At 65.7% G+C, this 25434-nt stretch carries 27 protein-coding genes; 13 read left to right on the top strand and 14 right to left on the bottom strand.

What is annotated here, in order from left to right; all coding sequences use genetic code 11:
* Positions 1–3: 3 nt before the first annotated feature.
* From kdpE to AC1DXS_RS18775, 6 genes are all read left to right on the top strand, one after another.
* A complete protein-coding gene (kdpE, locus tag AC1DXS_RS18800; protein WP_477738993.1) occupies positions 4–708 on the top strand; it encodes a two-component system response regulator KdpE in 705 nt (234 codons plus the stop codon).
* Positions 709–772: 64 nt separating this feature from the next.
* Positions 773–1639, top strand: a complete 867-nt coding sequence (locus tag AC1DXS_RS18795; RefSeq protein WP_477738992.1) for a pseudouridine synthase — start codon at positions 773–775, stop codon at positions 1637–1639.
* Between the two features lie 152 nt (positions 1640–1791).
* Positions 1792–2247, top strand: a complete 456-nt coding sequence (locus tag AC1DXS_RS18790; protein WP_477738991.1) for a response regulator — start codon at positions 1792–1794, stop codon at positions 2245–2247.
* A gap of 36 nt (positions 2248–2283) precedes the next feature.
* On the top strand, positions 2284–2694 hold the full coding sequence (locus AC1DXS_RS18785) for a hypothetical protein (protein WP_477738990.1): 411 nt from the start codon (positions 2284–2286) through the stop codon (positions 2692–2694).
* Positions 2695–2728: 34 nt separating this feature from the next.
* Positions 2729–3967, top strand: coding sequence for a serine hydrolase domain-containing protein (locus AC1DXS_RS18780; RefSeq protein WP_477738989.1), 1239 nt, complete (start codon positions 2729–2731; stop codon positions 3965–3967).
* A gap of 52 nt (positions 3968–4019) precedes the next feature.
* Complete coding sequence (locus tag AC1DXS_RS18775; protein WP_477738988.1) at positions 4020–5372, top strand: esterase/lipase family protein; 1353 nt, start codon at positions 4020–4022, stop codon at positions 5370–5372.
* An 11-nt stretch (positions 5373–5383) separates the two neighbouring features.
* Here the strand turns inward: AC1DXS_RS18775 and AC1DXS_RS18770 are convergent, their stop codons facing one another.
* The 6 genes from AC1DXS_RS18770 to AC1DXS_RS18745 all read right to left on the bottom strand — a co-directional run bounded on the left by AC1DXS_RS18770 (position 5384) and on the right by AC1DXS_RS18745 (position 11038).
* The gene (locus tag AC1DXS_RS18770) at positions 5384–6253 is read right to left on the bottom strand and encodes a spore coat protein U domain-containing protein (RefSeq protein ID WP_477738987.1); all 870 of its coding nucleotides are present in this window, start codon (positions 6251–6253) and stop codon (positions 5384–5386) included.
* Between the two features lie 11 nt (positions 6254–6264).
* Positions 6265–8754: a fimbria/pilus outer membrane usher protein gene (locus tag AC1DXS_RS18765; protein ID WP_477738986.1), complete on the bottom strand. Its 2490-nt coding sequence runs from the start codon at positions 8752–8754 to the stop codon at positions 6265–6267.
* Positions 8755–8803: 49 nt separating this feature from the next.
* Entirely contained in the window at positions 8804–9499 is a 696-nt protein-coding gene (locus AC1DXS_RS18760; RefSeq protein WP_477738985.1) for a fimbrial biogenesis chaperone, read from the bottom strand.
* A gap of 98 nt (positions 9500–9597) precedes the next feature.
* Complete coding sequence (locus AC1DXS_RS18755; protein WP_477738984.1) at positions 9598–10044, bottom strand: hypothetical protein; 447 nt, start codon at positions 10042–10044, stop codon at positions 9598–9600.
* Positions 10045–10073: 29 nt separating this feature from the next.
* Entirely contained in the window at positions 10074–10544 is a 471-nt protein-coding gene (locus AC1DXS_RS18750; RefSeq protein ID WP_477738983.1) for a Csu type fimbrial protein, read from the bottom strand.
* A 23-nt stretch (positions 10545–10567) separates the two neighbouring features.
* A complete protein-coding gene (locus AC1DXS_RS18745; protein WP_477738982.1) occupies positions 10568–11038 on the bottom strand; it encodes a spore coat protein U domain-containing protein in 471 nt (156 codons plus the stop codon).
* A gap of 271 nt (positions 11039–11309) precedes the next feature.
* Here AC1DXS_RS18745 and htpG point away from each other — a divergent pair, with 271 nt between their 5' ends.
* Positions 11310–13190 carry a molecular chaperone HtpG gene (htpG, locus tag AC1DXS_RS18740; protein WP_477738981.1) on the top strand — a complete coding sequence of 627 codons (1881 nt, stop codon included), beginning with the start codon at positions 11310–11312 and terminating at the stop codon, positions 13188–13190.
* Between the two features lie 56 nt (positions 13191–13246).
* On the opposite strand, the gene AC1DXS_RS18735 is transcribed toward htpG, so the two are convergent.
* From AC1DXS_RS18735 to AC1DXS_RS18715, 5 genes are all read right to left on the bottom strand, one after another.
* A complete protein-coding gene (locus tag AC1DXS_RS18735) occupies positions 13247–14308 on the bottom strand; it encodes a serine/threonine protein kinase (protein ID WP_477738980.1) in 1062 nt (353 codons plus the stop codon).
* Between the two features lie 58 nt (positions 14309–14366).
* Complete coding sequence (locus tag AC1DXS_RS18730; protein WP_477738979.1) at positions 14367–15464, bottom strand: DUF2855 family protein; 1098 nt, start codon at positions 15462–15464, stop codon at positions 14367–14369.
* 187 nt (positions 15465–15651) lie between these two features.
* Positions 15652–16068, bottom strand: a complete 417-nt coding sequence (locus AC1DXS_RS18725) for an organic hydroperoxide resistance protein (RefSeq protein ID WP_074579398.1) — start codon at positions 16066–16068, stop codon at positions 15652–15654.
* 76 nt (positions 16069–16144) lie between these two features.
* On the bottom strand, positions 16145–16594 hold the full coding sequence (locus AC1DXS_RS18720) for a MarR family winged helix-turn-helix transcriptional regulator (RefSeq protein ID WP_477738978.1): 450 nt from the start codon (positions 16592–16594) through the stop codon (positions 16145–16147).
* A 167-nt stretch (positions 16595–16761) separates the two neighbouring features.
* Positions 16762–17169 carry an RNA recognition motif domain-containing protein gene (locus AC1DXS_RS18715; protein ID WP_477738977.1) on the bottom strand — a complete coding sequence of 136 codons (408 nt, stop codon included), beginning with the start codon at positions 17167–17169 and terminating at the stop codon, positions 16762–16764.
* A 293-nt stretch (positions 17170–17462) separates the two neighbouring features.
* Here AC1DXS_RS18715 and AC1DXS_RS18710 point away from each other — a divergent pair, with 293 nt between their 5' ends.
* Positions 17463–18392: a class I SAM-dependent methyltransferase gene (locus AC1DXS_RS18710; RefSeq protein WP_477738976.1), complete on the top strand. Its 930-nt coding sequence runs from the start codon at positions 17463–17465 to the stop codon at positions 18390–18392.
* On the opposite strand, the gene pcaQ is transcribed toward AC1DXS_RS18710, so the two are convergent.
* A complete protein-coding gene (pcaQ, locus tag AC1DXS_RS18705; RefSeq protein ID WP_477738975.1) occupies positions 18389–19333 on the bottom strand; it encodes a pca operon transcription factor PcaQ in 945 nt (314 codons plus the stop codon). The two genes, AC1DXS_RS18710 and pcaQ, sit on opposite strands and share 4 nt — an antisense overlap.
* Positions 19334–19494: 161 nt before the next feature.
* Here pcaQ and pcaH point away from each other — a divergent pair, with 161 nt between their 5' ends.
* The 3 genes from pcaH to AC1DXS_RS18690 all read left to right on the top strand — a co-directional run bounded on the left by pcaH (position 19495) and on the right by AC1DXS_RS18690 (position 21294).
* Positions 19495–20211: a protocatechuate 3,4-dioxygenase subunit beta gene (pcaH, locus tag AC1DXS_RS18700; RefSeq protein WP_477738974.1), complete on the top strand. Its 717-nt coding sequence runs from the start codon at positions 19495–19497 to the stop codon at positions 20209–20211.
* Positions 20212–20230: 19 nt separating this feature from the next.
* Positions 20231–20821, top strand: coding sequence for a protocatechuate 3,4-dioxygenase subunit alpha (gene pcaG / locus AC1DXS_RS18695; protein WP_477738973.1), 591 nt, complete (start codon positions 20231–20233; stop codon positions 20819–20821).
* A gap of 83 nt (positions 20822–20904) precedes the next feature.
* The gene (locus tag AC1DXS_RS18690) at positions 20905–21294 is read left to right on the top strand and encodes a VOC family protein (RefSeq protein WP_477738972.1); all 390 of its coding nucleotides are present in this window, start codon (positions 20905–20907) and stop codon (positions 21292–21294) included.
* Positions 21295–21450: 156 nt separating this feature from the next.
* Here AC1DXS_RS18690 and AC1DXS_RS18685 read toward each other — a convergent pair whose 3' ends face one another.
* Positions 21451–22278, bottom strand: a complete 828-nt coding sequence (locus AC1DXS_RS18685) for a siderophore-interacting protein (RefSeq protein WP_477738971.1) — start codon at positions 22276–22278, stop codon at positions 21451–21453.
* 240 nt (positions 22279–22518) lie between these two features.
* Between AC1DXS_RS18685 and purT the strand changes: the two genes are divergently transcribed.
* Together purT and AC1DXS_RS18675 are read left to right on the top strand one after the other, a co-directional pair.
* A complete protein-coding gene (purT, locus tag AC1DXS_RS18680; RefSeq protein WP_477738970.1) occupies positions 22519–23724 on the top strand; it encodes a formate-dependent phosphoribosylglycinamide formyltransferase in 1206 nt (401 codons plus the stop codon).
* A gap of 16 nt (positions 23725–23740) precedes the next feature.
* The gene (locus AC1DXS_RS18675; protein ID WP_477738969.1) at positions 23741–24844 is read left to right on the top strand and encodes a mechanosensitive ion channel family protein; all 1104 of its coding nucleotides are present in this window, start codon (positions 23741–23743) and stop codon (positions 24842–24844) included.
* 12 nt (positions 24845–24856) lie between these two features.
* Here the strand turns inward: AC1DXS_RS18675 and ddpX are convergent, their stop codons facing one another.
* On the bottom strand, positions 24857–25426 hold the full coding sequence (ddpX, locus tag AC1DXS_RS18670) for a D-alanyl-D-alanine dipeptidase (RefSeq protein WP_477738968.1): 570 nt from the start codon (positions 25424–25426) through the stop codon (positions 24857–24859).
* Between the last annotated feature and the right edge of the window lie 8 nt (positions 25427–25434).

Here is a 25434-nt window from a genome sequence, read left to right as displayed (position 1 = left end):
GCCATGTCCCATCCCGCACCCGTCGCCGTCGTCATTGAAGACGAGCCGCAGATACGCCGTTTTGTGCGCGCGGCGCTGGAGGCCGAAGGCTGGCAGGTGTTTGAAGCCGACACCGCCCAGCGCGGGCTGACCGAGGCCGGCACGCGCAAGCCCGATTTGCTGGTGTTGGACCTGGGCCTGCCTGATGGCGACGGGCTGGACGTGATTCGCGACGTGCGCGGCTGGTCCAGCGTGCCCATCGTGGTGCTGTCGGCGCGCGTGGACGAGGCCGACAAGATCGCCGCGCTGGACGCCGGCGCCGACGACTACCTGACCAAGCCCTTTGGCGTGGGCGAGTTGCTGGCCCGGGTGCGCGCCAACCTGCGCCGCCCGCGCGGGGCCGGCGCCGACGGCACGCCCGAGGAGCCGCTGTTCAGCTTCGGCGAGGTGCAGGTGGACCGCCAGGCGCGCCTGGTGCGGCGCGCCGGCGTGGAAGTGCACCTGACGCCCATCGAATACCGCCTGCTCACGGTGCTGGTCGGCCACGCCGGCCGGGTGCTGACGCACCGGCAGCTGTTGCGCGAAGTCTGGGGCCCTTCGCATGCGGGGCAAAACCATTACTTGCGCATCTACATGGGCCATTTGCGCCAGAAGCTCGAGGCCGACCCGGCCCAGCCCAAGCACCTGCTGACGGAAACGGCGGTGGGTTACCGCCTCTGGGTGGGCTGATGGGCTGAGTGGGACAATAAGCGGCGATCCGGCCGCCCAGGCCGCCCCTTAAAGTACACAGCCCATGCAAGACCCCCTCAAACCCGGCGCCGGCCCCAAACCCGTGGGCGCCGCCGTTCGCATCCCCAAAGCCGCGGCGCCGGCCGTCGCGCCGGGCGCACCCGTCGCCACCGTGCGGCTGAACAAGCGCATGGCCGAACTGGGCCTGTGCTCGCGCCGCGAGGCGGACGACTGGATCGCGCGCGGCTGGGTGCGCGTGAACGGCGCGCCGGCCGTGATGGGCCAGCCCGTGGCCGTAGACGCGCGCATCGAGGTCGACCGCCAGGCCGAGCAGCAGCAGCGCCTGCAGGTCACCATCCTGATCAACAAGCCGGTCGGCTATGTCAGCGGCCAGGCCGAGGACGGCCATGAGCCGGCGGTGGTGCTGGTGCAGCCGCAAAACCGCTGGCGCGAATGCAACAGCCATATGCGCTGGGGCCATGAACAGCTGCGCGGCCTGGCGCCGGCCGGGCGGCTGGACATCGACTCCATAGGCCTGCTGGTGCTGACACAGGACGGCCGCGTGGCGCGACAGCTGATTGGCGAGGACTCCGAAATTGAAAAGGAGTACCTGGTGCGTGTCAGCTACAGGACTGAAAGAGGGGACGAGACCACCAATGTGCAGGCCCTGTTCCCGCCCGAAAAGCTGGCCCTGCTGAACCACGGCCTGAGCCTGGACGGCCAGGCGCTGCGCCCTGCCCAGGTTTCCTGGCAAAACCCCGAACAGCTGCGGTTTGTGCTCAAAGAAGGCAAAAAGCGCCAGATTCGCCGCATGTGCGAGCAGGTGGGCCTGTTCGTGACAGGTCTCAAGCGGGTGCGCATAGGCCGGGTCAACCTGGGGCATTTGCCGGTAGGGCAGTGGCGCTACCTGGCGCCCCACGAGCGCTTCTAGGCGCCGCTCACAAAACCCTCCTGGCGTTGTTGCGACGCCTTGCCGTGCCGGTTTCGATTCGACGGTGTGCGGCCCAGGGTAGTGCGCTGTCCTACTTGGACCTGCGCCAACAGACGGCAAGGTTTGCCCGGCAAGGGCCTAAAGTGGGTGACATGGCACTTATTACCTACCTGGTCGAGGACAACGAGATCGTCCTGGAAAACCTGATCGAGGCATTGCGGGAAATCACCTCGGTGGAAGTCACGGGCCACGGGGCCACTCAGGCTGAGGCCAGCCGGTGGCTGAGCACGCATGACGGAGAGTGGAACCTGGCGATCGTCGACCTTTTCCTCAAGGAGGGCAACGGCCTGGGCGTACTGGCGGGCTGCCGCAATCGCCAGCCCTACCAGAAAGTGGTGGTGCTGAGCAATTACGCCACCGCCGACGTACGCCAGCGCGCCGCCGACCTGGGCGCCGACGCGGTGTTCGACAAATCCAGTGAGCTTGAGGACCTGTTCGCCTACTGTAGGGAGCAGACCGACCGCGAGTCGCGGCCGGAAAACCGGCAAGCCCAGCGCGCGGCCGTGCAGCGTTTGCGCGCGGCGATGGACGCCCCGCCACGGCGCTGATCGCCGGGCCTGGCGCAGGGCGGCGCGCAGCAGTTCGTGGCGCGAGGCCAGCGGGCTGACGGCCTGCGCGCCGCGCGCTTTGCCGTCCATGCCCAGCGTGAACTCCACGCGGTCAATCTGCGTGAAACCCTCGGCGACGAGTTCGCCAAAGCGCCCCTGCGACAGGGGGCTTTGATGAATGTTCTGAAATTCGTTTCCCTTGCCGGCGCGTTGATTGCCGGGGCTTTGTTGTCCGGATGCGCGCAAATGGTGGCGCAGGCCCAGGCGCAGCAGCAGGCCATTGACGAGCGCGACTGCAATCCGGGCTCGCAGTGCTACAGCTCACTGACGCCCGAGCAAAAGGTCCGGCTCGTGGCCATCAAGCAGGAGGCCGCGCAGCGCGAGAAGGACAGGCAGCTGCAGCGCGATGCCCTGCAGATGTTGCAGAACCGGGCCCAAAGAAAGTAAGCTCCAGCCACAACAACCATTGGAGGGAAGCCAGATGCGCGCTCATCGTCCTGCAGGGGGAGTTTTCACACATTCGCCGGTACGCGTGGCCGCGCTTTGCTGTCTGGCGCTGGCTGCGGGTGCCGCTCAAGCCCAGGCTGAAGCACCGGGCCAGATCACGCCGGCCGTGGCCGCGCAGATCGATGCGCTGGTCGCCGAATACGTGCCGAGCGCATTGCCCGGCCTGCAGCTCGCGGTCGGCAAGGGCGGCGCGGTGCTTTATACGCGCGGCTATGGCGCGGCCGACCTGCGCGGCGGTGTGCCCATGACGCCCACCACGCCGGTGAAGATTGGCTCTGTCACCAAGCAGCTTACGGCGGCCGCGCTACTCAAGCTGCAGGAGCAGGGCAAGCTCTCGCTGGCGGACCCGCTGTCGCGCTGGATTCCCGAGGTGCGTTACCAACCCGAGCCCAGCATTGCGCAAGTCATGCAGATGGTGTCGGGCATCCCGGGCGCCGAGAAAGACCCCGACGACCTGCTGCTGGACGGCATGCCGGCCGTGCTGCAGGAGCCGCCCATTGCCAGGGCGAAGCTGTTTGCCAACCTGCAGGCGACGGGCCTTTACGCGCCGCCGGGCACGGCTTACGACTATTCGAATGCCGGCTACACCGTGCTGGGCCGCGTGATCGAGCGCGCCAGCGGGCAGCCGCTGGAGGCCGTGTTCACGCAGCTGCTGTTCAAGCCCGCGGGCATGGCGGCCTCATACATGCTGGGTCCGCAGCCGCGGCCGGGGATCGCGGTGGGCCACTACCGTGTGAAGCCCGGTGACGCCTGGCGGGTGTGCCCCGACCTCAATTCGGGCTTTGACGCGGCGGGTGGTGTGGTCTCCACCGCTTCCGACATGGTGCGCTGGAATGGCGCGCTCAAAAGCGGGGCGGTCATCTCGGCGGCCAGCCTGGCGCGCATGCGCACGCCGGCCGCGCTGGCCGGCGGCAAGTTCGCGCCCATCGGCATGGGGCTGGCGGCGCTGGGCGGGCCGGGCAGCTACGGCGCGGCCGGACAGACGGTCAGCTTTGCCGCGGTCAACACGAGCTACGGCAGCGGCTACGACGTGGTTCTGCTGGCCAACGGCAGCAACACCATCGGCGACGCGGCCTACCCGCGCTACGCGCTGGCCGCGCGCATCCACAACGTGCTCAACCCGGGCGCGCCCGAACCTGTGCCGGTGACGTCGCCCAACCCCGATGCCATCGCGGCGGCCCCGCCGACGGAGTTGCTGGGCATGTGCAAATAGGCCCGCCGCAACATTCGCTGGCGCGCGCGGGGGCCTGCCCCCACAATCGGGCATGTCTATACCCCAGCAGCCCGGCGGCGCGCCATCTTCGCCATCTTCTTTCCCCGGCGGGCTGTTGCCTACCTGGCTGCATGTGTCCGACATCCAGGGGCTGGCGCAGCTCGCCACGCAGGCCACGCTGGGCGTCACGGGCCTGGCCGAAAGCGTGCAGGGCAATGTCTACAAGGCCGTCGCCAAACCTTTCGGCCCACTGGGTGCGAAGTTTGTGGACCGCATGCCGGGCGGCAGCGGCGTGCGCGCACGCGGCATCACCGGCCTGGTCTACGGCAGCATCAAAGGCGTGACGCGGCTGGCCGGCGGCGCGGCCAATGCGCTGTTGTCGCGTGCGGCGGTGCAGCCCGGCCAGCGCCCTTCAACGCCGCAGCGCGAGGCCATGCTGTCGGCGCTGAACGGCGTGCTCGGCGACCGGTTGCGCGAGACGGCCAACCCGCTGGCTATTGCCATGCAACTGCGCTCCGGCGGCCAGGCCTTGCTGCTGGAGCCGCAGGCGCTGGCAAAACGATTTCCAGGCGGGCCGGGCGCGACCGGCAAGCTGCTGGTGATGTTGCACGGCCTGTGCATGAACGACCTGCAGTGGAACAGCGACGCGACGGGCGCCGGCCATGGCGAGCAGCTGGCGCGCGAGCTGGGCTGCACGCCGCTCTACCTGCACTACAACACCGGCCTGCATGTCTCGGACAACGGCGAGCAGCTGGCCGGCCTGCTGCAGCGCCTCGTCAAGGCCTGGCCGCAGCCGGTGCAGGAGATCACGCTGCTGGCGCACAGCATGGGCGGCCTGGTCGCGCGCAGCGCCTGCCACCAGGCGGCCGCGGCCGGCTACAGCTGGCCGGCGCAGCTCAAGGCCCTGGTGTTCCTGGGCACGCCGCACCACGGCGCGCCTCTGGAGCGCCTGGGCAGCTGGGTGGACGGCGTGCTGGGCGGCAGCGTCGTGACCAAGCCCTTTGCCCGAATCGGCCAGGTGCGCAGCGCCGGCATCACCGACCTGCGCCACGGCAATGTGCTGCATGCCGACTGGCACGACGCGGGCCGCTTCGAACGCGGGCCCGATAGGCGCCAGCCCGTGCCCTTGCCGGCCGGCGTGGCCTGCTACACCGTGGCGGCCACTACGCTGGCGCCCGGCAAGGGGGCGATGGTGGCGGTGCGCGAGGCACTGGCGCGCAAGATGGTGGGCGACGGCCTGGTGTCGCTGGAAAGCGCGCTGGGCTTGCATGCCGAAGCGGGCCGCTGCCTGGCTTTCCCGGCCGGGAACCAGTGGATCGCGCAGGGGATGAACCACATGGAATTGCTCAGGCGGGCGGAGGTGGCGCGGCAGCTGGTGCGCTGGCTGGGCAAGCGCAGCGCCTGACTGGAACCCGACTAGAACCCGACGGTGATGGTGTGCGTCTGGCTGTTGCTGCAGGTGGCGCCGGCGCAGGTGCCTGATTGACCGGCTGCCGCCGTGCCATTGACGCTGAAGTTCTGCCCGCCGCCCGTTCCGGTGCCCGACGGTGCGCTCATCGCCAGGCTGTAGTTCACTCCCAGCAGGGTGCCGGTGCTGGGCGGGCCTATCGTCAGGGTGTAGGGCGTGTTGTAGGTGCAGCTCAGCTGGAAGTTCGAGGTGCCGGTTGCGGCTGTGCCCGTGAACGAGGTGTAGTTGATGACCAGCGGTGTGGGCGAGGAGCTGAAATAGCAGGAGTGCTGGATGCTGGCGCTCACGCCGAAGCTGGTTGCGGCCAGGATGGCACCGGTAGAACTGCCTGCGTTCGTGCTCTCGCGGACGGTGGCGGTAACGGCCAGGTCGTCGTAGATGCCGGCGGGTTTGCCGGTCTGCGAAGGAATGCGCAGGTAATACGGAAATGAAAAGGACTGGGCTGCAGCGCTGTTGGCCATGCGATACCACACCCCGCCGTTGGTGGAGGTGGTGGCTGTGACGCCCGTGCCTTCGGTCCAGATACCGGTGAAGTTATTCCGGTGGTAAATCTCATAGGTCAGGGTCTGGGTGCCGTTTTGCCGCGTCATGACTCGGCCGGCAGGTGGTTCGCCCTGGTTGACGCCGATATAAATGTAGGGCCGGGCGACGTCGGCGGTTTCACGCTGGCAGCTTCCGCTGATGGTGCCGCCGGTAATTGACACCACCGTATTGTTGACATACAGCGTGGAGAGCGGCACCGACGTGGCGACCACGCTGCAGATGACCGCATGCGCAGACCCACCCGCCACGAGCACGGCCAGAAAAAGGAACTTCAACAGAAGGTGTTTCAACGGCGTACTCCAGAACATTTCAAGGGACCCACGCGCGCAATGTCGTCCTGGGTGGTGGCGGGAGGCAGGGCTACCGCGAAGGTACAGCTTGCGCCCTCCCATTTCAAGCGCAATTGGTTTGTGGGTTRCAATCCCGTGACAAAAGCCTCGCCACGGCGGGCCACGAAGAACTCCTGCTTGTCGCCGACCAGTTCGATCTCGGCCCCGGCGGGCGCCGGCTCGCCGTCGTCAAACACGATCTTGATCAGCGCGCCGCGGCCGCTGCGCACGGGGAACCTGACGATCACGCCGGTGCGGTTGCCCGGCACCACCACCTGTTCGATGCTGTCGAGCTCGGCGCTGATGGGCAGCTCGCTCGGGTCCAGCCGGATGCTGTTGGCCTGGTAGGGCAGGAGGCGCGGCACCAGCGCCTTGCCGTCCTTGTTGGTGCGAGCCAGGATGCTGCCCTGGAAGCCCACGCCCACGTCGGCGTAGCCGGGCACCTCGACCAGCGCGAAGCTGTCCTGGATCTGGCGCGAGGCAAAGACCTGGCCGTCCATGGCCACCAGCCCGCCTTGCGCGCCCAGGCGCACGGTCTGCTGCCCTGACGAGGCGTTGATGTCCGCCGTGACCATGCCCTGGGTCCCCTGGTAGTAGAGCCCGCCCTCGGCGTAGTTTTGCGCGGTGCGCCGGCCCGCCAGCGTGCGCCAGCTCAGGCCGGTGATATCGCTCATGCCCTGGTTGGCGCTGACGTAGCCGTCGGTCTGGCCGTTGCGGTGCGAGGTGCTGGCCGACAGGGTGAACTGTTTTTCAAGCGGCACCAGCAGGCTCACGCCTACCGAGGTGGCGCTGCTCGTGCTGCCGGCCTGGCCGCTGACGCGCACCACGTTGAAGGACAGCGAGCTGCGCTCGCCGACCCGGATCGAATAGTTGGCGCTGTAGGTGTTGAGGGTGCCCTGGTCGTAGCTGCTGACCCGGGCAAAACCCAGGCCCAGGGCACCCAGGTGCTCGGACGAATAGGTGTAACTGCCCGACAGCTGGCGCCGGTACGCCAGGGCGTCCGCCTCCTGGCCTATCTGCCGGTAGCCGCGCGAGGCGCCTTCGCCGCGCAGAGTGAAACCGTGGCGCAGGCTGGAATGCTCCAGGCCAAGCAGCCATTGGCGCCCGCGGCCGAAGGTGTCGTCGCGGCTGGCGGCCACGGCGACCTGTCCCAGCAGGTTGAAGGGCAGCGCCCGTATCAGCCCCACGCCCGCGCCTTGCGTTTCGCGGCCGAACTCGCCGCGGGTCTCCAGCGTCAGGCCTTTGTTGATGCCGTAACGCCAAAGCCCCGAGCCAAAGCCCTGGCCGTAGTCGGCGTTGTTGACGCCCAGGTTCCTGCGCACGGCGCCGGCTTCGACGCTCCAGTCGCTCAGCCCTTCTTCAAGCAGTTCGGCATGGCTGAAAAAATCCTGCACCAGTACGGTCTCGCGCCCCAGCACGTCGCGCACCACGATACGGGCCTGGCCGCTGCCCGTGAGCAGCGGGAAGTTGTCGATGGCAAAGGGTCCGGTCGGCACCTGCGAGGTCTGCCGCAGCGCATCGTTGATATAGAGCTCCACGGTGCTGGGCGCGCTGGACAGGCCGGTCACCACGGGCAGGGGCTGGGCGATGAAACCCGGCGTGAACCCGAAATTGCGGCTGAGCTGCACACCGCCGAAATACACCGAACGTCCCCAACTGCCGCTGCGGGTGCTGCTGTCGCCCAGGCGCAGGGTGAGGTTGTTGTCCGGCAGGTCGCGTGTGAACGTGGTTTCCAGCCGCCGGACGTTGCGGGGCGCAAGCGGGTCGTGGCTGGTCAGGTTGCGTCCCGCGAAGGTGCTGGTCAGCACTCCCAATTGGTTGGAAACGCCGAACTCCAGCAAAGCCCCCAGATCGTGGGTGGACCCTGCGTCGCGCTGCGCGGTTCGGGTGTAGCTGAGGTCGTAATTCGCGAAAAACCCGAGGGCCGGCGTGCTGAGCGGCGGGCGCTCCGATGCGGGCTGCGCCAGGCGCGTGGCGGCAAAGGCCTGCGGCAGGAATTTGAGATCGACCGACTGGTTGGCGAAGTTGAGCTGCGCGTCAAAACCGGGTACAGCCGACAGCGGGTACCACTGCTGGCCCTGGTGTTCGAAGGGCACGGCCGTGGGGCGCCGGTTGACCCGCCACTCCTCGAAGGCATCGGCGGGCGCGTAGAGGGTGCCGCCGCGTTCGAGCAATACCCAGCTGCCCGCCTGCGCGCCGTTGACGCTGACCTCCAGCGGCAGCATGCGTATCGCCGTGGGCGTGCTTTCAATGACGCGCGCGGGTGCGGGGGCATTCGATGAGCCCAGCGAGGGTGATGCGGTCAGCTTGGGCTGGGGCAGGGCGGGGGCCGTGGTTTGAGCTGCCGTCAGGGAGCTTGCTGCAAGCAGGACACAGCCGTGGCCGGCCCGTGCCAGGGCATGGATCAGGGGGCGCAAGAAAAAGGCGGCGGTGATGCGATCTCGCATGGCTCGTGGTCGGGCAGCGGCGGGCGAGCCACCTGGCAAGGTTCGGGCTTCAGGGAAGCGCGACGTCGAAGGTTTGGGATTTGCCGTCGTCAAAACTCACGTTCAGCTGTGCCGCGCCCGGCGCGATGGCTTGCTCCGCCTTGGCGCCCATGACCTGGCGGGCGCCGGGCAGTATGTAGGTTCCGCCTTCAAACTTCGCGAGCACCTGTGCGCCGCGCTTGACCAGGATCTCGCGAACCTGCGCATAGGCCGTGCCGTTGTTGGTGCAACTGACGTTCAAGGCCTGCGCGGCGCCGCGCTCGGCCTGGCAGCTCACGTCGCGTTTGGCCGGCGGCGGGGTGATGAACACCGGCATGGACAGCGCCAGTGCAATCGGCACCTGGATGGTTTTGTCGCGCGACGCCACGGCTTCGGGCACTTCGCGCATGATCATGCGGTAGATCAGCTGGCGGCTGGCGTCAGCGGGCTTGAGCAGGGCCAGGCGCACGACCTGACGCGCGTTCGGCGCCAGCTTGATGATGGGGGGCGAAAGAATCAGGTCTTCGGTGGGCACCTGCTCGTCGGTGCCGTCCGGTTTCTGGCTCCAGGTATTCAGGTCGGCCTGCAACACCACCTCGGAGTCGCCCTCATTGGTGATGGTCACTGCCACTGCCCTGTCGCGCGGCGTCATGTAGATGCGCACCGGCGTCACGGAGAAGACCCCGGCCTGCGCAGGGGCCGCCGGCAGCAGGCTTGATGCTAACAAAATGATAGCGGCGGGCCCGCGCAGAGCGCGGAGCGAGGCGAGGCCGCACATGCCAAAGGAGAGCTTCATGCCCCCGAGCTTACCAGCCGACGCAGCACTTAAAAACTTACCAGCATTTCCAGCGGCCCGTCCGAGCCGTTGGCGTTGTAAATACGCAATGCGGTCACAGTGCCCGCGCCGGTATAAGGCGTGGCGTAGCCGGCCAGCAGGCCTGTAAAACCACCGGCACCCAGGGTATAGCGAAAGGCCCCGCCATGGGTCCCGAGGAAGGGTTTACCCGGAAATGGAGAGATGCTGACAAACTGGCCCGTGCCGCACACGACGCGCACCATGCCGTTGGTCTGTTCGCTCAGCGTTTCGCTGATGCAGACCGAAGGGCGTATGACCGGTACGGGCGATCCGCCGGGCGCCGCCGGTACCACCGCATTGGGGTCGTTCAGCGTGATGCTGACGTTGAGGAAAGCCGAACCCGTTCCCGCTGCCGCCAGGCCCGCCCACAGGCCGGCGGCGAGAGCCAAGCAGGCGCGATGGGTCAGGGTTTTCATACGGGTCACGGGTCGGGCGCGATCAGGTTTCAGTAGACGACGTAGACCGTGCGCGTCTTGTTGGTCGCGGCGCTGTTGGTGCATGCGCCGCCCAGGGTTGCGCAGTTGCCCGATTGGCCCAGTGCCATGGTCCCGGTGACGGAGTAAGCCTGGTCAACGCCGCTGCCGGTGCCGGTCGTGGCGGACAGACCCAGGGTGTAGGCCAGGTTCACGGCATTGTCTGTTACCGCATCGGTCGTGGCCGGCGTGGCGGCGTTGGTGAAACCCACCTTGTAGGGCAGGTTGTTGGTGCACTTCATGTTGAAGGTGCCGCCGGTGGCTGTGGCCGCCGTTGCCTGGAACGAGGTGTAGTTGAATACTACCGGGGCGACCGCACCGAACACGCACTTGGACGTCAGGTTGATGGTGACGGCGACGGTGGCGGAGTCGCTGGCTGCCTGCACTGGAGCGGCGACGATACTCGCCAGCGCCAGCGCGGCTGAAACAACTAGTTTTTTCATGCCGTATCTCTAAATGCGGGGGATCAATAAACGACGTAGACCGTGCGGGTCTTGTTGGTCGCGGCGCTGTTGGTACATGCGCCGCCCAGGGTTGCGCAGTTGCCAGCTTGGCCCAGTGCCATGGTGCCGGTGACGGAGTAAGCCTGGTCAACGCCGGTGCCGGTGCCGGTCGTGGCGGAAAGGCCCAGGGAGTAGGCCAGGTTCACGGCATCATCGGTCACCGCATCGGTCGTGGCCGGCGTAGCGGCGTTTGTGAAACCGACCTTGTAGGGCAGGTTGTTGGTGCACTTCATGTTGAAGGTGCCGCCGGTGGCTGTGGCCGCCGTTGCCTGGAACGAGGTGTAGTTGAACACCACCGGGGCGATTGCGCCGAACACGCACTTGGACGTCAGGTTGATGGTGACGGCAACAGTGGCGGAGTCGCTGGCTGCCTGGGCAGGGCCGGAAAGGATGGCTGCAAGACCGAGGGCGCTTACTAAAATGAGCTTTTTCATGACTGTTCTCCAGTTAAAAAACGAAACAAGGACGAGGCAAATGTGAAGGTGAATGAACTGTAACTAGATATTTCTGCAATCAGTTTATTTGTAACTGCAATAAGGCTGTTTCGTGGGTAATTTGTCACGGGAAATCGTTGAAAAGATTGGAGAAATTTCAATGTGAGCCCAAAAGGACTACACGTAACAAAGGTAAATACGACCTGAATGACGGATCTTTTCTTTAAAAGAACGAACTTGTAACCTCTTTGAAACAACTATGACCCCAACCATGCAAAAACAAACCCTTTCCTTCCAGGCCGAGGTGGCGCAGCTGCTCAAGCTGGTCACGCACTCCCTCTACTCGAACCCGGAAATCTTTTTGCGCGAGTTGATTTCCAATGCGTCGGACGCCTGCGACAAGCTGCGCTTCGAGGCGCTGAACGACGCTTCGCTCTATGAGGGCGACGCCGAACTCAAGGTGAAGGTGAGCTTCGACAAGGCAGCGAGCACGCTGACCATCACCGACAACGGCATAGGCCTGTCGCAGCAGGAGGCGATCGACAACCTGGGCACCATTGCCAAGAGCGGCACGCGCGATTTCATGGCCAAGCTATCGGGCGACCAGAAGAACGACGCGCAGCTGATAGGCCAGTTCGGCGTGGGTTTTTATTCGGGCTTTATCGTGGCCGACCGCATCACGGTGGAAAGCCGCCGCGCGGGCCTGCCGGCGGGCCAGGGCGTGCGCTGGGTCAGCGACGGCACCGGTGAGTTCGAGGTCAGCGAGATCGAGCGCGCGGAGCGCGGCACCAGCATCATCCTGCACCTGAAGGAAGACTCGCTCGACTACCTCAACGCCTGGAAGCTCAAGGGCGTGATCAACAAGTACTCCGACCACATCTCGCTGCCCATCCTGATGCAGAAAGAGGAATGGAAAGAGGGCGAGAACGACCAGCCCGGCGAGATGGTGACAACCGGCGAATGGGAAACCGTGAACCAGGCCGCGGCCCTGTGGACGCGCGCCAAGAAGGACATCACCCAGGACCAGTACGACGAGTTCTACCGCCAGCTCAGCTACGACAGCGAAGCGCCGCTGGCCACCACGCACAACCGGGTGGAAGGCTCCACCGAATACACGCAGCTGCTGTTCATCCCGGCCAAGGCGCCCATGGACATGTTCAACCGCGACAAAGCCGCAGGCGTGAAGCTCTACGTCAAGCGCGTCTTCATCATGGACGACGCCCAGGCGCTGATGCCGACCTACCTGCGCTTCGTCAAGGGCGTGGTAGATTCGTCCGACCTGCCGCTCAACGTCTCGCGCGAATTGCTGCAGGAAAGCCGCGCCGTCAAAGCCATCCGCGAAGGCTGCACCAAGCGCGTGCTGGGCATGATCGAAGACCTGGCCGCCAACGACGCTGAAAAGTTCAAGACCTTTTACGCCGAGTTCGGCGCGGTGCTCAAGGAAGGCCTGGGCGAGGATTTCGCGAATCGCGATCGTCTGGCCAAGCTGCTGCGCTTTGCCTCATCGACCACCGACACGGTGAGCGTGGGTTTTGCCGACTACAAGGCGCGCATGAAGGAGGGCCAGGACGCGATTTACTACATCACCGCCGACACGCTGGCTGCCGCGAAGAACAGCCCGCAGCTCGAAATCTTCCGCAAGAAGGGTATCGAGGTGCTGCTGATGGCCGACCGTGTCGACGAGTGGGCGCTCAACTACCTGCACGAGTTCGACGGCACGCCGCTGCAGTCGGTGGCGAAAGGCGCGGTCGACCTGGGCAAGCTGCAGGACGAGGACGAGAAGAAAGCCGCCGAAGAGGCGCAGACCCAGTTCAAGCCCATCCTCGACAAGCTCAAGGAGGCTCTGAAGGACAAGGCCAAGGACGTGCGCGCCACCACGCGCCTGGTCGACTCGCCCGCCTGCCTGGTGGTACAGGACGGCGACATGTCGACGCAACTGGCCCGCATGCTCAAGCAGGCCGGCCAGGCCGTGCCTGAAGTCAAGCCCATCCTGGAAGTCAATGCCCAGCACCCACTGGTCAAGAAGCTGGAAAGCGGCGAACACTTCGACGACCTCGCGCACATCCTGTTCGACCAGGCCCTGCTGGCCGAAGGCGGCATGCCGGGCGACCCGGCCGCTTATGTGCGGCGGGTCAACGCCTTGCTGGTGTAACAACCGGCTCACCCCAAAAAGCCCGCTGCGTGCGGGCTTTTTTTGCGGCTTGCAGGTTAAACGATGAGCGGCGCTTCCTGCATGGCCTCGGTCTGCTCTTCGAGCATGTCGACCTGCCCCTTCCAGTAGTCGCTGGAGCCGAACCACGGGAAGTTGATGGGAAAGATGGGGTCGTGCCAGCGCTGCGCCAGCCAGGCGCTGTAGTGCACCAGGCGCAGCGTGCGCAGCGCCTCCACCAGCGCCAGTTCGCGCCGGTCGAACTCGCGGAACTCCTCATAGCCGTCCACCAGGGCGCCCAGCTGCCGCGTGCTTTGCGCCCGGTCGCCGGAGACCAGCATCCACAGGTCCTGCACGGCCGGGCCGCTGCGGGCGTCGTCCAGGTCGACAAAATGGGGCCCCGCCAGCGGCAGGCCTTCGGGTGTCCACAAAATATTGCCGGGGTGGCAGTCGCCGTGCAGGCGCAGGGTTTGCACATCGCCCACGCTCTCAAACACGGTTTGCGCGACCAGCATGGCTTCGTCAAAAGCCTTGCGCCAGCGCGACTCCATGTCCAGCGGGATGTAGCCGTGGGCGCCCGGGCCTCCGCCCAGCAGGATGTCGCGCGGGGCAAAACCAAAGGTCTGCAGGTTGAGCGCCGGGCGATGGGCAAACGGCTTTGCACTGCCCACGGTGTGGATGCGCGCGAGGAAACGGCCTATCCATTCGAGCACCTCGAGGTTGTCGAGCTCGGGCCGGCGTCCGCCGCGGCTGGGCGAGACGCTGAAGCTGAAGCCGCCGAAGTGGTGCAACGTGGCGCCTTCCAACACCAGCGGGCCGACGACAGGAATCTCGGCGGCCATCAGCTCGGCTGCGAAGGCGTGCTCTTCGATGATCTGCGCGTCGCTCCACCGATCCGGCCGGTAGAACTTGGCGACCACCACGTCGCCTGCCAGATCGGCTTCGCCGACCGGGCTTTCGAGGTGCACCTGGTAGACCCGGTTTTCATAGCTGGACAGCGCCATCAGGCGGCCGTCGCCCAGCAGGCCCACGCTGGCCAGCGCGTCCAGCACGCGGTCAGGGGTCAGCGTCTCGTACGCATGCAGCACGGCGCTGGCGGGGGCTTGGCTTTTCTCGGTCATGCGTCGATTGTCGGCGCAGTTGCCGGCCCCAGCCAGCGGAGCGTGTAAACGGCTGTTCTCAGGGCCGCAGGATGTGCCCGGTGCGCGGGTCGCCCTTGCCGGCGAGCACCTCGCGGTAGACCGCCTCCAGCGATGCCTGGCCGGTATGGCGCTGGGGATTCAGCCAGGGCGGTTGGGCGCCCCTCACCTGCCGGGTGAAGTCCTGCCAGGCCTGTGCCAGCTTTTGCCCGAAGACCTCCGCACCCCATTCCGCGACACGCTTTTTGACCTGGGCCGGCGCGAAAAACAGCACCGGTTTTGGGCCCGGCAGATCACGGCTGCCACCCTTGGCCGCCAGCTCGTCGACATGGGTGCCGCCTATGGCGCAGTTGTAGCGCAGTTGCCCAAAGCGGCCGTGGATGCGCTGGCGCAGGCTCGCGTTGCCCGTGAGGTCGACATAAATGCAGGGCGTATCGGCGGCGATGCTGTCCAGCTCTTCATAGCCCAGCACGCGGCTGTAGCAGCCCAGGCTTTCACAAAAGGCCTTATTGCCTGGCGATGTCAATCCCACAACCTCCAGGCCTGACCGCCTGGCGAGCTGGAAGGCCGTGCCGTAGGCGGTCTTGCTCGATGCACTGGACAGCAGCAGGGTGGTGCCGCCGCCGAAGAAATCGTTGTCGGCCAGAAAGTCGTCGATCAGGAAAGAGGTGATGAACAGCGGGCGCAGCAGCGACTGCACATCCTCGGTGGCGGCGTCGTAAAACGGGTCCGTGCTGCAGCGCATGTACTGGTTGTAGACCACCGGCAGCGCCTGCCGGTGAGCAGCGCCGTCAAAAAAGCCCGCGGGCGTTACGCGCGCGGGCTGTGCCACCAGCTCATCGCCCATGGGGTAGTAGCCGTAAAACTTCTCGCCGACGGCGACGCCCTCGCATTGCGATTCCGTCACGACAGCGAAACCCCAGACCGGGATGCAGCCCCAGCCTTCTTCGCCGGTCGGGAAGAACTGCCAGTAATTCATGGCCTCGCCAAAGGCCGCATAGGTGATGTTGTTGGAGGTGAGCGCGAAGGATTCGATGGCTAGCCGCACCTGGCCCGGCGCCAGTGGCAGGGGCGCATCGGTTTGCCAGCGGGTTTCGGCGAGGGCGTCCTTGCGGACCTGGAAGGTGGCGATATTCATCACAGCACCGTAAATGAAACGGCCCACCGGTTCAACACCGGCGGGCCGCATTAGTGACACACCCCCGTCCAGGCTCACTGCGTGTAGCCCGTTCCCCCCTCGAGGGGGCGGCGCCTGGGGCCGGCGAAGCCGGACCCTCGGCCCCTGCTGGTGAAGTGCCCTCACTGAGTAAGCGTGGGGACGCTGCTTACTTCAGGGTGATCACAACGTCGATATTGCCGCGGGTTGCGTTGGAGTAAGGGCAAACCTGGTGGGCTGCGTCCACCAGGGCCTGGGCGGCGGCGCGGTCCATGCCGGGCAGGGTCACGTCCAGGCGCACGGCGATGCCGTAGCCGTTGGGGATCTTGCCCAGGTCAACGCTGGAGTCGATGGACACGTCGGCGGGCACGTCGATTTTCTTCATGCCGCCCACGGCCTTCATGGCGCCGATAAAGCAGGCTGCGTAGCCGGCGGCGAACAGCTGCTCGGGGTTGGTGCCGGTGCCCGAGGTGCCGGGCGAACTCAGGGTGACGTCCAGGCGGCCGTCGTCGGTCTTGGACTTGCCGTCACGGCCGCCGGTGGTGTGGGCGTGGGCGGTGTAGAGAACTTTTTCGAGCGTGGTCATAGTGGCTTCCTTTGAAGAATGCCCCGGTCAGGGGCGGGTTAAAAATCAGTGAAAGTGAAAGTGAAAGTGAAAGAGATCAGGCCGTGAGGCGCTTGCGGAAAGACTGCACTTGCTGCGTCAGCGACACGAGTTCAGGAATCGAGCACTGCGTGGCGCTCAGGATGCAGCCCGGGATCTTGGCGGCCTTGTCCTTGAGCTTGCGGCCTTCAGCCGTCAGCGTGATGTGCACGCGGCGCTCGTCCTGCACGGCACGGATGCGCGAGACCAACCCGGCCGATTCCATGCGCTTGAGCAGCGGGGTCAGCGTGCCTGAATCGAGGTACAGCCGCTCGCCGAGTTCGGACACCGTGAGGCCGTCTTGCTCCCACAGCACCAGCATCGCGAGGTACTGCGGGTAGGTCAGGCCCAGGTCTTCAAGCAGGGGCTTGTACAGCTTGGTCATCGCCAGCGAGGTGGAGTACAGCGCGAAACACAGCTGGTTGTCCAGCTGGAGCATGGCGTCTGCGGTGTCGGTTTTGTTTGGCATGGCTGAATTATAGCTCGCAATTAAATTGTGTGCAAGTTAATTTGTCGAAAGTTGTTTCAAGACCCGCTCTTGGTAGGTGCCGCCAAAAGAAAAAGGCTTCAAAACCGAAGTCTTGAAGCCTTTAGTGCTTTGCTCAGCGTGAGGCTGAGTCAGCGGGTTCGCAGGGCTTAGTAGCCGCCGCGGCCGCCGCCGCCACCGCCGTAGCCGCCGCCACCGGAACGGCCACCACCGCCGCCGCCGCCGTAGCCGCCACCGCCGGAGCGATCGCCGCCACCGCCGTAACCGCCGCCACCGCCGCCGAAGCCGCCGGTACGGGGAGGACGTGCCTCCATCGGACGGGCTTCATTCACGGTGATGCTACGGCCGCCCAGGGACTGGCCGTTCATGCCGGCGATTGCGGCTTGTGCTTCGGCATCATTGCCCATTTCGACGAAACCAAAACCTTTGGAGCGACCGGTGTCGCGTTCCATCATGACCTTGGCGCTGGTAATGGAGCCGAAGGCGCCAAAAGATTGCTGCAGGTCTTCGTCACGGACCGAGTAAGGCAGATTGCCGACGTAAAGTTTATTGCCCATGGGGACTCCTCAAAAAACACATAAAAACAAAAAGCGATGGGGTCCCGAAAGCACAACAAACCAAAAAAGTACCGCCGTAGCGCGCGAAACCTGACCGATCACCAACCGTGCGGGTGTTTGCAACCCGTACTGCTCGATTATGCGTCCAGAACGGCCAAACGCCTATTTTCTTCTTGCCCTGCCGGATTCCAGGTCTCTTGCCCCCCGACGGGGCGTCAAACAGGGGGGCGGGCAGCCAAGGGCTTTGGTTCGCCCTGCTCAAGGCGCCGGGCGCTCCCACTAAACTTGGAACCATGCAAACCCCGAGCACCGCGCGCGCCGCAAAACCACCCAAAGGCGCTGCAAAGCCCGCGCCCGCCGCGCAAGTCATTGAAGAATTGCGGCCGGGCCAGTCGATAGAGCTGCTCAAGGAGCTGCACATCCTCACGCGCGAGGGCAAGCTCAACCAGGACACCCGGCGCAAGCTCAAGCAGGTCTACCACCTCTACCAGTTCATAGAACCCCTGCTGAAGGACGTCGCGGCGCAAAAAGCCGGTTTCACGCTGGCCGACCACGGCGCCGGCAAGTCCTACCTGGGTTTTATTCTCTACGACCTGTTTTTCAATGTGGCGCACGCCGGCGAGCTTATGGCCGGCCATGTCTACGGCATAGAAACCCGCGCCGAACTCGTTGACAAATCCCGCAGCCTGGCCGCGCGCCTGGGCTTTGCGCGCATGTCCTTCCTGAATTTGACGGTGCAGGAGGCCACCACCTCGGACCAGTTGCCGCCCACGGTCGACATCGTCACCGCCCTGCATGCCTGCGACACCGCCACCGACGACGCGATTGCCTTCGGCCTGGCCAAGCAGGCGCGCCACATGGTGCTGGTGCCCTGCTGCCAGGCCGAGGTGGCCGGTGTGCTGAAAAAAAGCCGGGCCCTGTCGCTGGCCAAAACCCCGCTGGCCGAACTCTGGCGCCACCCGCTGCACACGCGCGAGTTCGGCAGCCAGATCACCAATGTGCTGCGCTGCCTGCAGCTCGAAGCCAATGGCTACCAGGTCACCGTGACCGAACTCGTGGGCTGGGAGCACTCGATGAAGAACGAACTGATCCTGGCCAGCCGCCCCGCCCAGCCGCAGGCCGGCAAGACCCGCGCGGCGCAAGCGCGTTTGCGCGAGGTGCTCGATGAACTGGGGCTGGGCGAGCTGACGGCGCGCTTCGCAGTGCAGGCTGAAACGGCCTAAACCAGGCTGCGACGTTCCGCCGCCAACTGGCGGATGTTCGCGATCAGCGCCTGCTGCGCGGGCGTGGGCGCCATGTCGGCGCGCAGCGTGAGCCCCACCAGTTCCTCGGTGCCCGCCATGCTCACGGGCAGCTGCAGCAGCACACCGCTGTCCAGCTCGGGCCGCACCGCACCCAGCGGCGAAACCCAGACCGCATCGCTTTGCAGCGTGTAGCCGCGCGCGATGGACACCGACAGCGTTTCAATCGTGCGCGCCGGCAGGGCCAGGCCGCGCGAGAGGAAAAACCCATCCGCCGTGTGGCGAATCGCCGTGCCCTGGGTGGGCAGTAGCACTGTGAAGCCCTGCAGCGCCGCCAGCACGTCGGCTTTGGCGTCATCCTGCGCCAGCAGTGGGTGGCCGGGGCGCACCGCCAGCACCAGCGGGTCGGCATACAGGTGCTCAAAACTCAGGCCCAGCATATGGGCCGGCTCGGCGAAGCGGCCTATGACCAGGTCCAGCTCGCGCTGGCGCAAGCGGGTCAGCAGCTCGGGGTTGGCTCCTGTGTGTATGCGCAGGCTGGTGTGTGCGCCTTCCTCGGCTTCGGCATCCTGGCGCAGCAGCAGTTGCGGCATCAGCCAGGGCGCCACCGTGGGCAGCACGCCTATCGCGACCACGGCATTGCCCTGGCGCCGCGTCTGCGCCACGCTCGCCACGGCCTCGCGCAGCGCGCTCACGCTGGCGCCGGCATGGCGCAAAAAGGCCTCGCCCTCGCGCGTGGGCACCGCGCCGCGGCGCCCGCGCTCAAAGAGGCGCACGGCCAGCAGGTCTTCAAGCTCTTTCAGGGTTTTGGAGACGGCCGGCTGGGTGACGGCCAGCACGTCGGCCGCTTTTTGCAGGCTGCCGTGCTGCGCCACCGCCAGGAAGCACTGCAAATGCCGGTATTTGATGCGTTCGTCGACCATGGCGCGATTTAAGCACTATTGGCCTATATCGGCCAATTTGGTTATGGATAAAGCGAAAAAAACTCAATATACATAACCATTAGGCGCGATTAAAGTCATCCCAGCGCCGGAACTCGCCTCAGAAAGCGTCCAGGCCGCCCATCTGACCCACGGAGACACCCATGAAACCCGATGACCTGAACAATAGCTTTCTCGCCCCGCGCGACTGGACCAGCCACTCGCCCCATATCTATCCTGGCTACAAATCCACCCTGCTGCGCGGCCCCAAGCAGCCGCTGGTGCCCATCAAGCAGGCGCTGGCCCAGCTCAATGCGCCGGTCTACGGTGTCGAGCAGTTCGGCCCGCTGGACAACGACCTCACCAAAAACGCCGTCATGAACGGCGATCCGCTGGGCGAGCGCATCATCGTCACCGGTCGCGTGACCGACGAAGACGGACGGCCCGTGCGCAACACCCTGGTCGAAGTCTGGCAGGCCAACGCCGCCGGCCGTTATGTGCACAAGGTCGACCAGCACGACGCGCCGCTGGACCCCAACTTCCTGGGCGCCGGCCGTTGCATGACCGACAACGAAGGCCGCTACAGCTTCAAGACCATCAAGCCCGGCGCCTACCCCTGGGGCAACCACCCCAATGCGTGGCGCCCGCAGCACATCCACTTCTCGCTGTTCGGCGACTACTTCGCGAGCCGCCTGGTCACGCAGATGTATTTCCCCGGCGACCCGCTGCTCAGCTACGACCCCATGTACATGGGCGCGCCCGACAGCGTGCGCGAGCTGATGGTCTCCAAATTCAGCCTGGACGTGACCCAGCCCGACTACGCGCTTGGTTATGTGTTCGACATCGTGCTGCGCGGCCCGAAGGCCACGCGTTTTGAATAAGCGGCGGAAAGACACCACCATGAGCCAGCTCAAACAAACCCCATCGCAAACCGTCGGCCCTTTCTTCGCCTACGGCCTCACGCCCACGCAATACGGCTACGACCTCAAAAGCCTGTTCACGCCCGTACTGGCCCAGCCCAAGGCCAAGGGCGAACACATACGCATCACCGGCCAGGTCTTTGACGGCGCGGGCAACGCGATCATGGACGCCATGGTCGAGATTGCCCAGCCCGACGGCAGCGGCCAGCCCATCGCCTCGGTGGCCGACGCCGAAGCGCGCGGCTTCACCGGCTTTGGCCGCTGCGGCACCGGCACCCTGCCGCAAAGCCACTACGAGTTCTTCACCGTCAAGCCCGGCGTCGAGGCACCAGGCCAGGCGCCTTTCATCAATGTCTGCGTGACCATGCGCGGCCTGCTGGTGCACACCTTTACGCGCATCTACTTTGAGGATGAAGCGGAGGCGAATGCCAAGGACGCGGTGCTGGCCAGCGTGCCGGCCGCACGGCGCGCCACTTTGGTCGCTAAACGCGAGACGACGGGCGCCGGGCCGCAGTACCGCTTTGACATCCACATGCAGGGTGACAAGGAAACGGTGTTTTTCGACCTGTGAACGCGTGGGGGCTTGTGATGCCCGCGTGTGACGGGCCTGGTTTGAAAGGTCTATAAAAGCGGTTTCCCCAATGGGAGACCTGTATGACCATTGAACTCGACCATTCCATCGTTTCGGCCCGCGACAAGGTGGCCTCGGCCCGGCAGCTTGCGGAGTTGCTGGGCGTACCCTGGGCGCCCACGGCGCTGGGGCCGTTCTCCGCCGTCTATGTCAACGAAGGCCTGACGCTGGACTTTATCGACACCGACGAAGACTTTCCCGTCCAGCACTTCTGCTTTCGTGTGAGCCCGCAGGAGTTCGATGCCATCCTGGCGCGCATCCAGGCGGCCGGCATTCCCTATCGCAGCACGGTGCGCGGCCCGATGGACGGGAAGGTCGACACCCAGTTCGGCGGCAAGGGTGTTTACTGGAACGAACCCGAGGGGCACCAGTGGGAAATGCTGACCGTCAGCTATGCGCGGCAGGTGGCGTGAGCCTGTCGCACCTTTCGGGTTCCCTTCCTGTGGGTAGCTGTACTGCCCCAGGCGATCTCTTGTTCAAGTAGGGGCCGAGGAACCGGCTTTGCCGGGCCTCAGGCGCAGCGCCCCCTCGGGGGGCAGCGCAGTACACGAAGTGACAAGCGTGGGGGCTTAATCCTCGCCGTAATCGTGGTCGGGGTGGTTGACCGTACCGAGCTTCCAGTAACCCCGGCCCACAATGCGGCTGCGCTCCACACCCAGTTCTTCAATCAGTAGCCGGCGCAGGCTGCGCATAGCCGCGGCCTCACAGGCCAGATAGATGCGGGCGTCCGCGGGCAGCGCGCCGGCCTGGCGCAAGGCGGCTTCCAGCGCCTGGCCGGCCTTGTTGTTGTCGGCGCCGCGCGCCACCCAGCGGGCGTTCACCTTCGCGGCGCTTTGCAGCGGGCGTTCTTCGGCTGCGTCCACCACTTCAACCAGCACCTGTGCTTGTGCGCTCGCGGGCAAGGCGGCCAGGATGGTTTCAAACGCGGGCAGGGCGCTGTCGTCGCCTATCAGCAGGTGGACCGGCGCGTCCAGCGCGAGTTTGTAGCCGGGGCCCGGCCCCATCAAGAACAGCACCTGGCCGGTTTGCGCCTGCGCGGCCCAGGTGGATGCGGGGCCGTCGCCGTGCAGCACAAAGTCCACGTCGACCTCGTGCAGATCCGCGCGCACGGCCAGCGGCGTGTAAGTGCGCATGGACTTCGGCCTGGGGCCGTCGGGCAACGGGCGCTCCGGCTCGGTCTGGCCGGGCTCGGGAAATATCAGCTTCATATAGCAGGCCGGGTCGTTGACCTCAAAGCCTTCAAGCTCGGCGCCCTGCAGCGTGATGCGGCGCATCAGCGGGCTCAAGGTCTGCACGCGGGTGACCTGCACGCGGCGCGGCGGACGGCGTTTGCGCGGTGCGGCCTCGGGTGCAGGGGTAGCGGCCGAAGTGGAGGGTGAAGCGGGTGTGGTGGACATGTTGTCTTTCAAGAGGAGGGACCGCGCATTGGCTGCCGTTTGGCCCTCAGGTTTCTTATTGAGAATAATTATCATCTGACGGCAATGTCCGTTGCAGGGCAAGGGCAAAGCAAGCAGCCGTCCTACCCGGCGGCGCCGGACGAGTGCAGTAAAGTAAGCCCAAGCGGTGCCCGGGTGCTTGCCCCTGCGGCCGCCGCTTCCCTCCCCACTTCCCCCTGGCGCTTACCTATACCTATATCTATGACAACTTTCGGAACCCCCTTGTCCCCCCATGCCACCAAAGTCATGCTGCTCGGCTCCGGCGAGCTGGGCAAAGAGGTGTTGATTGCGCTGCAGCGACTGGGCGTGGAGACGATTGCCACCGACCGTTATGAAAACGCGCCGGGCCAGCAGGTGGCCCACCATGCGCGCACCATCACCATGAGCGATCCGGCCCAGCTCAAGGCCCTGATTGAAAAAGAAAAACCCGACCTGGTGGTGCCCGAGATCGAGGCGATCGCCACGGCCATGCTCGAAGAGCTCGAAGCTGCCGGCACGGTGCGTGTGATCCCCACGGCCCGCGCCGCGCGCCTGACCATGGACCGCGAAGGCATACGCCGCCTGGCCGCCGAAACTTTAGGCCTGCCGACCAGCCCCTATGTGTTCTGCGATTCGCTGGAAGAGCTGCAGGCCGCGATCGATTCCACCACCGGCTACCCCTGCATCGTCAAGCCGGTCATGAGCTCCTCGGGCAAGGGCCAGAGCAAGATCTCCGGCCCCGCCGACGTGAAAAAAGCCTGGGACTACGCCATGGCCGGCGGCCGCGTGAGCCACGGCCGCGTGATCGTCGAGGGATTTATCGACTTTGACTACGAAATCACCCAGCTCACCGTGCGTGCTATGGGTGCCGACGGAAAAATTGAAACCCATTTCTGCGAGCCCATAGGCCACGTGCAGGTCAGCGGCGACTATGTGGAAAGCTGGCAACCGCACCCCATGCGGCCGGCCGCGCTGCAAAAATGCCGCGAGATCTGCAAGGCCGTGACCGACAACCTGGGCGGCCAGGGCCTGTTCGGTGTCGAGCTGTTCGTCAAGGGCGAGGACGTCTGGTTCAGCGAAGTGAGCCCGCGCCCGCACGACACCGGCATGGTGACCCTATGCACGCAGTGGCAGAACGAATTCGAGCTGCATGCGCGCGCCATCCTGGGCCTGCCGGTCAACACCGCGCTCAAGAGCCCGGGCGCCAGCGCCGTGATTTACGGCGGCGTCGATGCCCAGGGCATCGTCTTCGACGGCGTGGCCGAGGCGCTGCGCGTGCCCAACTCCGACATCCGCCTCTTCGGCAAGCCTGAGAGTTTTGTGAAACGCCGCATGGGCGTGGCCCTGGCCTTTGATGCCGACGTCGAAACCGCGCGCATCAACGCCAAAACCGCCGCGGCCCTGGTCCGGCCGCGCAAGGCCGGCTGAAAGAAGCTTTCCACGGATGAATATCGGCGATCTTCATCTCCTGGAGGACTCCGCCTGGCGGGTGTTGTTCTCGGCCGTCGTGGCCGTGGTGCTGGCCCTGGTGGTGCACCGCGTCGGCGCCGCGGTGATCTGGCGCCTCACCCGCAACCTGCCCATCTCCAGCGCGGTGGCGCGCCGCAGCTGGCGGCCCTCGCGTTTCGCCTTGCCCTTGATCGCCCTGCAGGCCGTCTGGCAGGCCGCGCCCGATGCACTGCCGCTGATCTACCAGGTGCGTCACGGCAATGCCCTGCTGCTGCTGGCCACCCTGACCTGGCTGGCGCTGCGCGCCATCGGCGGCGTGGCGCAGGGCGTGATCGGCCAACATTCGGTCGAGGTCGAAGACAACCTCAATGCGCGCCGCATCCACACCCAGACGCGGCTGCTGGCGCGCACCGCCGGCTTTATGGTGCTGGTCGCCGGCCTGTCATTGATGCTGATGACCTTCCCGGGCGCGCGCCAGTTGGGCGCCAGCCTGCTGGCCTCGGCCGGCGTGATCGGCATCGTGGCCGGTATCGCGGCGCGGCCGGTGTTCAGCAACCTGATCGCCGGCCTGCAGCTGGCGCTGGCCCAGCCGCTGCGCATCGACGATGTGCTCATCGTGCAAGGCGAGTGGGGTCGCGTCGAGGAAATTACCGGCACCTATGTGGTGCTCAAGATCTGGGATGAGCGGCGCATGATCATCCCGCTGCAGTGGTTCATCGAAAACCCTTTCCAGAACTGGACGCGCAACAGCGCGCAGATCATAGGCACGGTGTTTCTGTGGGTGGACTACCGCATGCCGCTGGAGCCGCTGCGCCAGGCCGCGCGCCGCGCCTGCGAAGCCGCGCCCGAATGGGACAAGCGTTTGTGCCTGTTGCAGGTGGTGGAAGCCGGCGAGCGCAGCATGCAGCTGCGCCTGCTCGTCACCTCGGGCAACTCCGGCCTCAACTGGGATCTGCGCTGCAAGGTGCGCGAGGCGCTGGTGGACTTCATGCAGCGTGAATACCCGCAGTTCCTGCCGACGATGCGGGCCGAAATCATGCAAGCCGGCGAAAGCTCCCAGGGCGAGCAAAGCCCCGGCGAACTACCCGCGAAAGCCTGAGCCCGGGCCTCTTCAGGCCGCGGCGTCCAGGCAGCCGGCAAACACCGCGCTGCTGACCAGCTCGAACTCCTTGGCCTCGGGCAACTGGTAGTGCCACCACTCCATGGGGTGGTGCACAAAGCCGGCCTCCAGCATGATGGTCAGCAGCTTCATCCGGTTGAGCTGCACCGCGGCCGAAAGGTCGGCGTAGAAGTGGTGCGAGGCTGGCGTCATGGTGTCGACCGGCGTGCCCATGTCCAGCTCATGGCCCTGCGCGTCCAGCAGGGTCAGGTCGACCGCCACGCCGCGCGTGTGGTTGGAGCCCTTGGCCGGGTCGGCCACATAACCCGGCACCGGCAGCACCGCCCACAGCGCCTCCTGTGCCTCATGCGGGCGGAAGGCGTCAAAAATCTTGAGCTTGTAGCCGAAGCCGCGCGCGCCCGCCACCGCGCGGCGCAGGCAGGCCTCGGCCTCGGGATGCAGAAAGCAGAGCTTGTGGCCGTAGATCACCTGGCCGGTGAAGTTGTCGGGTCGCGCGTACATCATGTCGATGACGACATCGTGCGTGGCTTCCCGGATCTGGACGAGGGGCGCTGGGGTCATGGCCCGGT

The organism is Polaromonas sp. P3_B1, from assembly GCF_056402935.1.
The sequence above is the reverse complement of the archived record's forward strand: the minus strand, read 5'-3'. Positions and strand labels throughout refer to the sequence as shown.

Bases quoted from the DNA above. Each gene is read 5' to 3' on its own strand.
- kdpE (WP_477738993.1), top strand. From the start codon at position 4: ATGTCCCATCCCGCACCCGTCGCCGTCGTCATTGAAGACGAGCCGCAG.
- AC1DXS_RS18795 (WP_477738992.1), top strand. From the start codon at position 773: ATGCAAGACCCCCTCAAACCCGGCGCCGGCCCCAAACCCGTGGGCGCC.
- AC1DXS_RS18790 (WP_477738991.1), top strand. From the start codon at position 1,792: ATGGCACTTATTACCTACCTGGTCGAGGACAACGAGATCGTCCTGGAA.
- AC1DXS_RS18780 (WP_477738989.1), top strand. From the start codon at position 2,729: ATGCGCGCTCATCGTCCTGCAGGGGGAGTTTTCACACATTCGCCGGTA.
- AC1DXS_RS18775 (WP_477738988.1), top strand. From the start codon at position 4,020: ATGTCTATACCCCAGCAGCCCGGCGGCGCGCCATCTTCGCCATCTTCT.
- AC1DXS_RS18755 (WP_477738984.1), bottom strand. From the start codon at position 10,044: ATGAAAACCCTGACCCATCGCGCCTGCTTGGCTCTCGCCGCCGGCCTG.
- AC1DXS_RS18750 (WP_477738983.1), bottom strand. From the start codon at position 10,544: ATGAAAAAACTAGTTGTTTCAGCCGCGCTGGCGCTGGCGAGTATCGTC.
- AC1DXS_RS18745 (WP_477738982.1), bottom strand. From the start codon at position 11,038: ATGAAAAAGCTCATTTTAGTAAGCGCCCTCGGTCTTGCAGCCATCCTT.
- htpG (WP_477738981.1), top strand. From the start codon at position 11,310: ATGCAAAAACAAACCCTTTCCTTCCAGGCCGAGGTGGCGCAGCTGCTC.
- AC1DXS_RS18735 (WP_477738980.1), bottom strand. From the start codon at position 14,308: ATGACCGAGAAAAGCCAAGCCCCCGCCAGCGCCGTGCTGCATGCGTAC.
- AC1DXS_RS18730 (WP_477738979.1), bottom strand. From the start codon at position 15,464: ATGAATATCGCCACCTTCCAGGTCCGCAAGGACGCCCTCGCCGAAACC.
- AC1DXS_RS18725 (WP_074579398.1), bottom strand. From the start codon at position 16,068: ATGACCACGCTCGAAAAAGTTCTCTACACCGCCCACGCCCACACCACC.
- AC1DXS_RS18720 (WP_477738978.1), bottom strand. From the start codon at position 16,594: ATGCCAAACAAAACCGACACCGCAGACGCCATGCTCCAGCTGGACAAC.
- AC1DXS_RS18715 (WP_477738977.1), bottom strand. From the start codon at position 17,169: ATGGGCAATAAACTTTACGTCGGCAATCTGCCTTACTCGGTCCGTGAC.
- AC1DXS_RS18710 (WP_477738976.1), top strand. From the start codon at position 17,463: ATGCAAACCCCGAGCACCGCGCGCGCCGCAAAACCACCCAAAGGCGCT.
- pcaQ (WP_477738975.1), bottom strand. From the start codon at position 19,333: ATGGTCGACGAACGCATCAAATACCGGCATTTGCAGTGCTTCCTGGCG.
- pcaH (WP_477738974.1), top strand. From the start codon at position 19,495: ATGAAACCCGATGACCTGAACAATAGCTTTCTCGCCCCGCGCGACTGG.
- pcaG (WP_477738973.1), top strand. From the start codon at position 20,231: ATGAGCCAGCTCAAACAAACCCCATCGCAAACCGTCGGCCCTTTCTTC.
- AC1DXS_RS18690 (WP_477738972.1), top strand. From the start codon at position 20,905: ATGACCATTGAACTCGACCATTCCATCGTTTCGGCCCGCGACAAGGTG.
- AC1DXS_RS18685 (WP_477738971.1), bottom strand. From the start codon at position 22,278: ATGTCCACCACACCCGCTTCACCCTCCACTTCGGCCGCTACCCCTGCA.
- purT (WP_477738970.1), top strand. From the start codon at position 22,519: ATGACAACTTTCGGAACCCCCTTGTCCCCCCATGCCACCAAAGTCATG.
- AC1DXS_RS18675 (WP_477738969.1), top strand. From the start codon at position 23,741: ATGAATATCGGCGATCTTCATCTCCTGGAGGACTCCGCCTGGCGGGTG.
- ddpX (WP_477738968.1), bottom strand. From the start codon at position 25,426: ATGACCCCAGCGCCCCTCGTCCAGATCCGGGAAGCCACGCACGATGTC.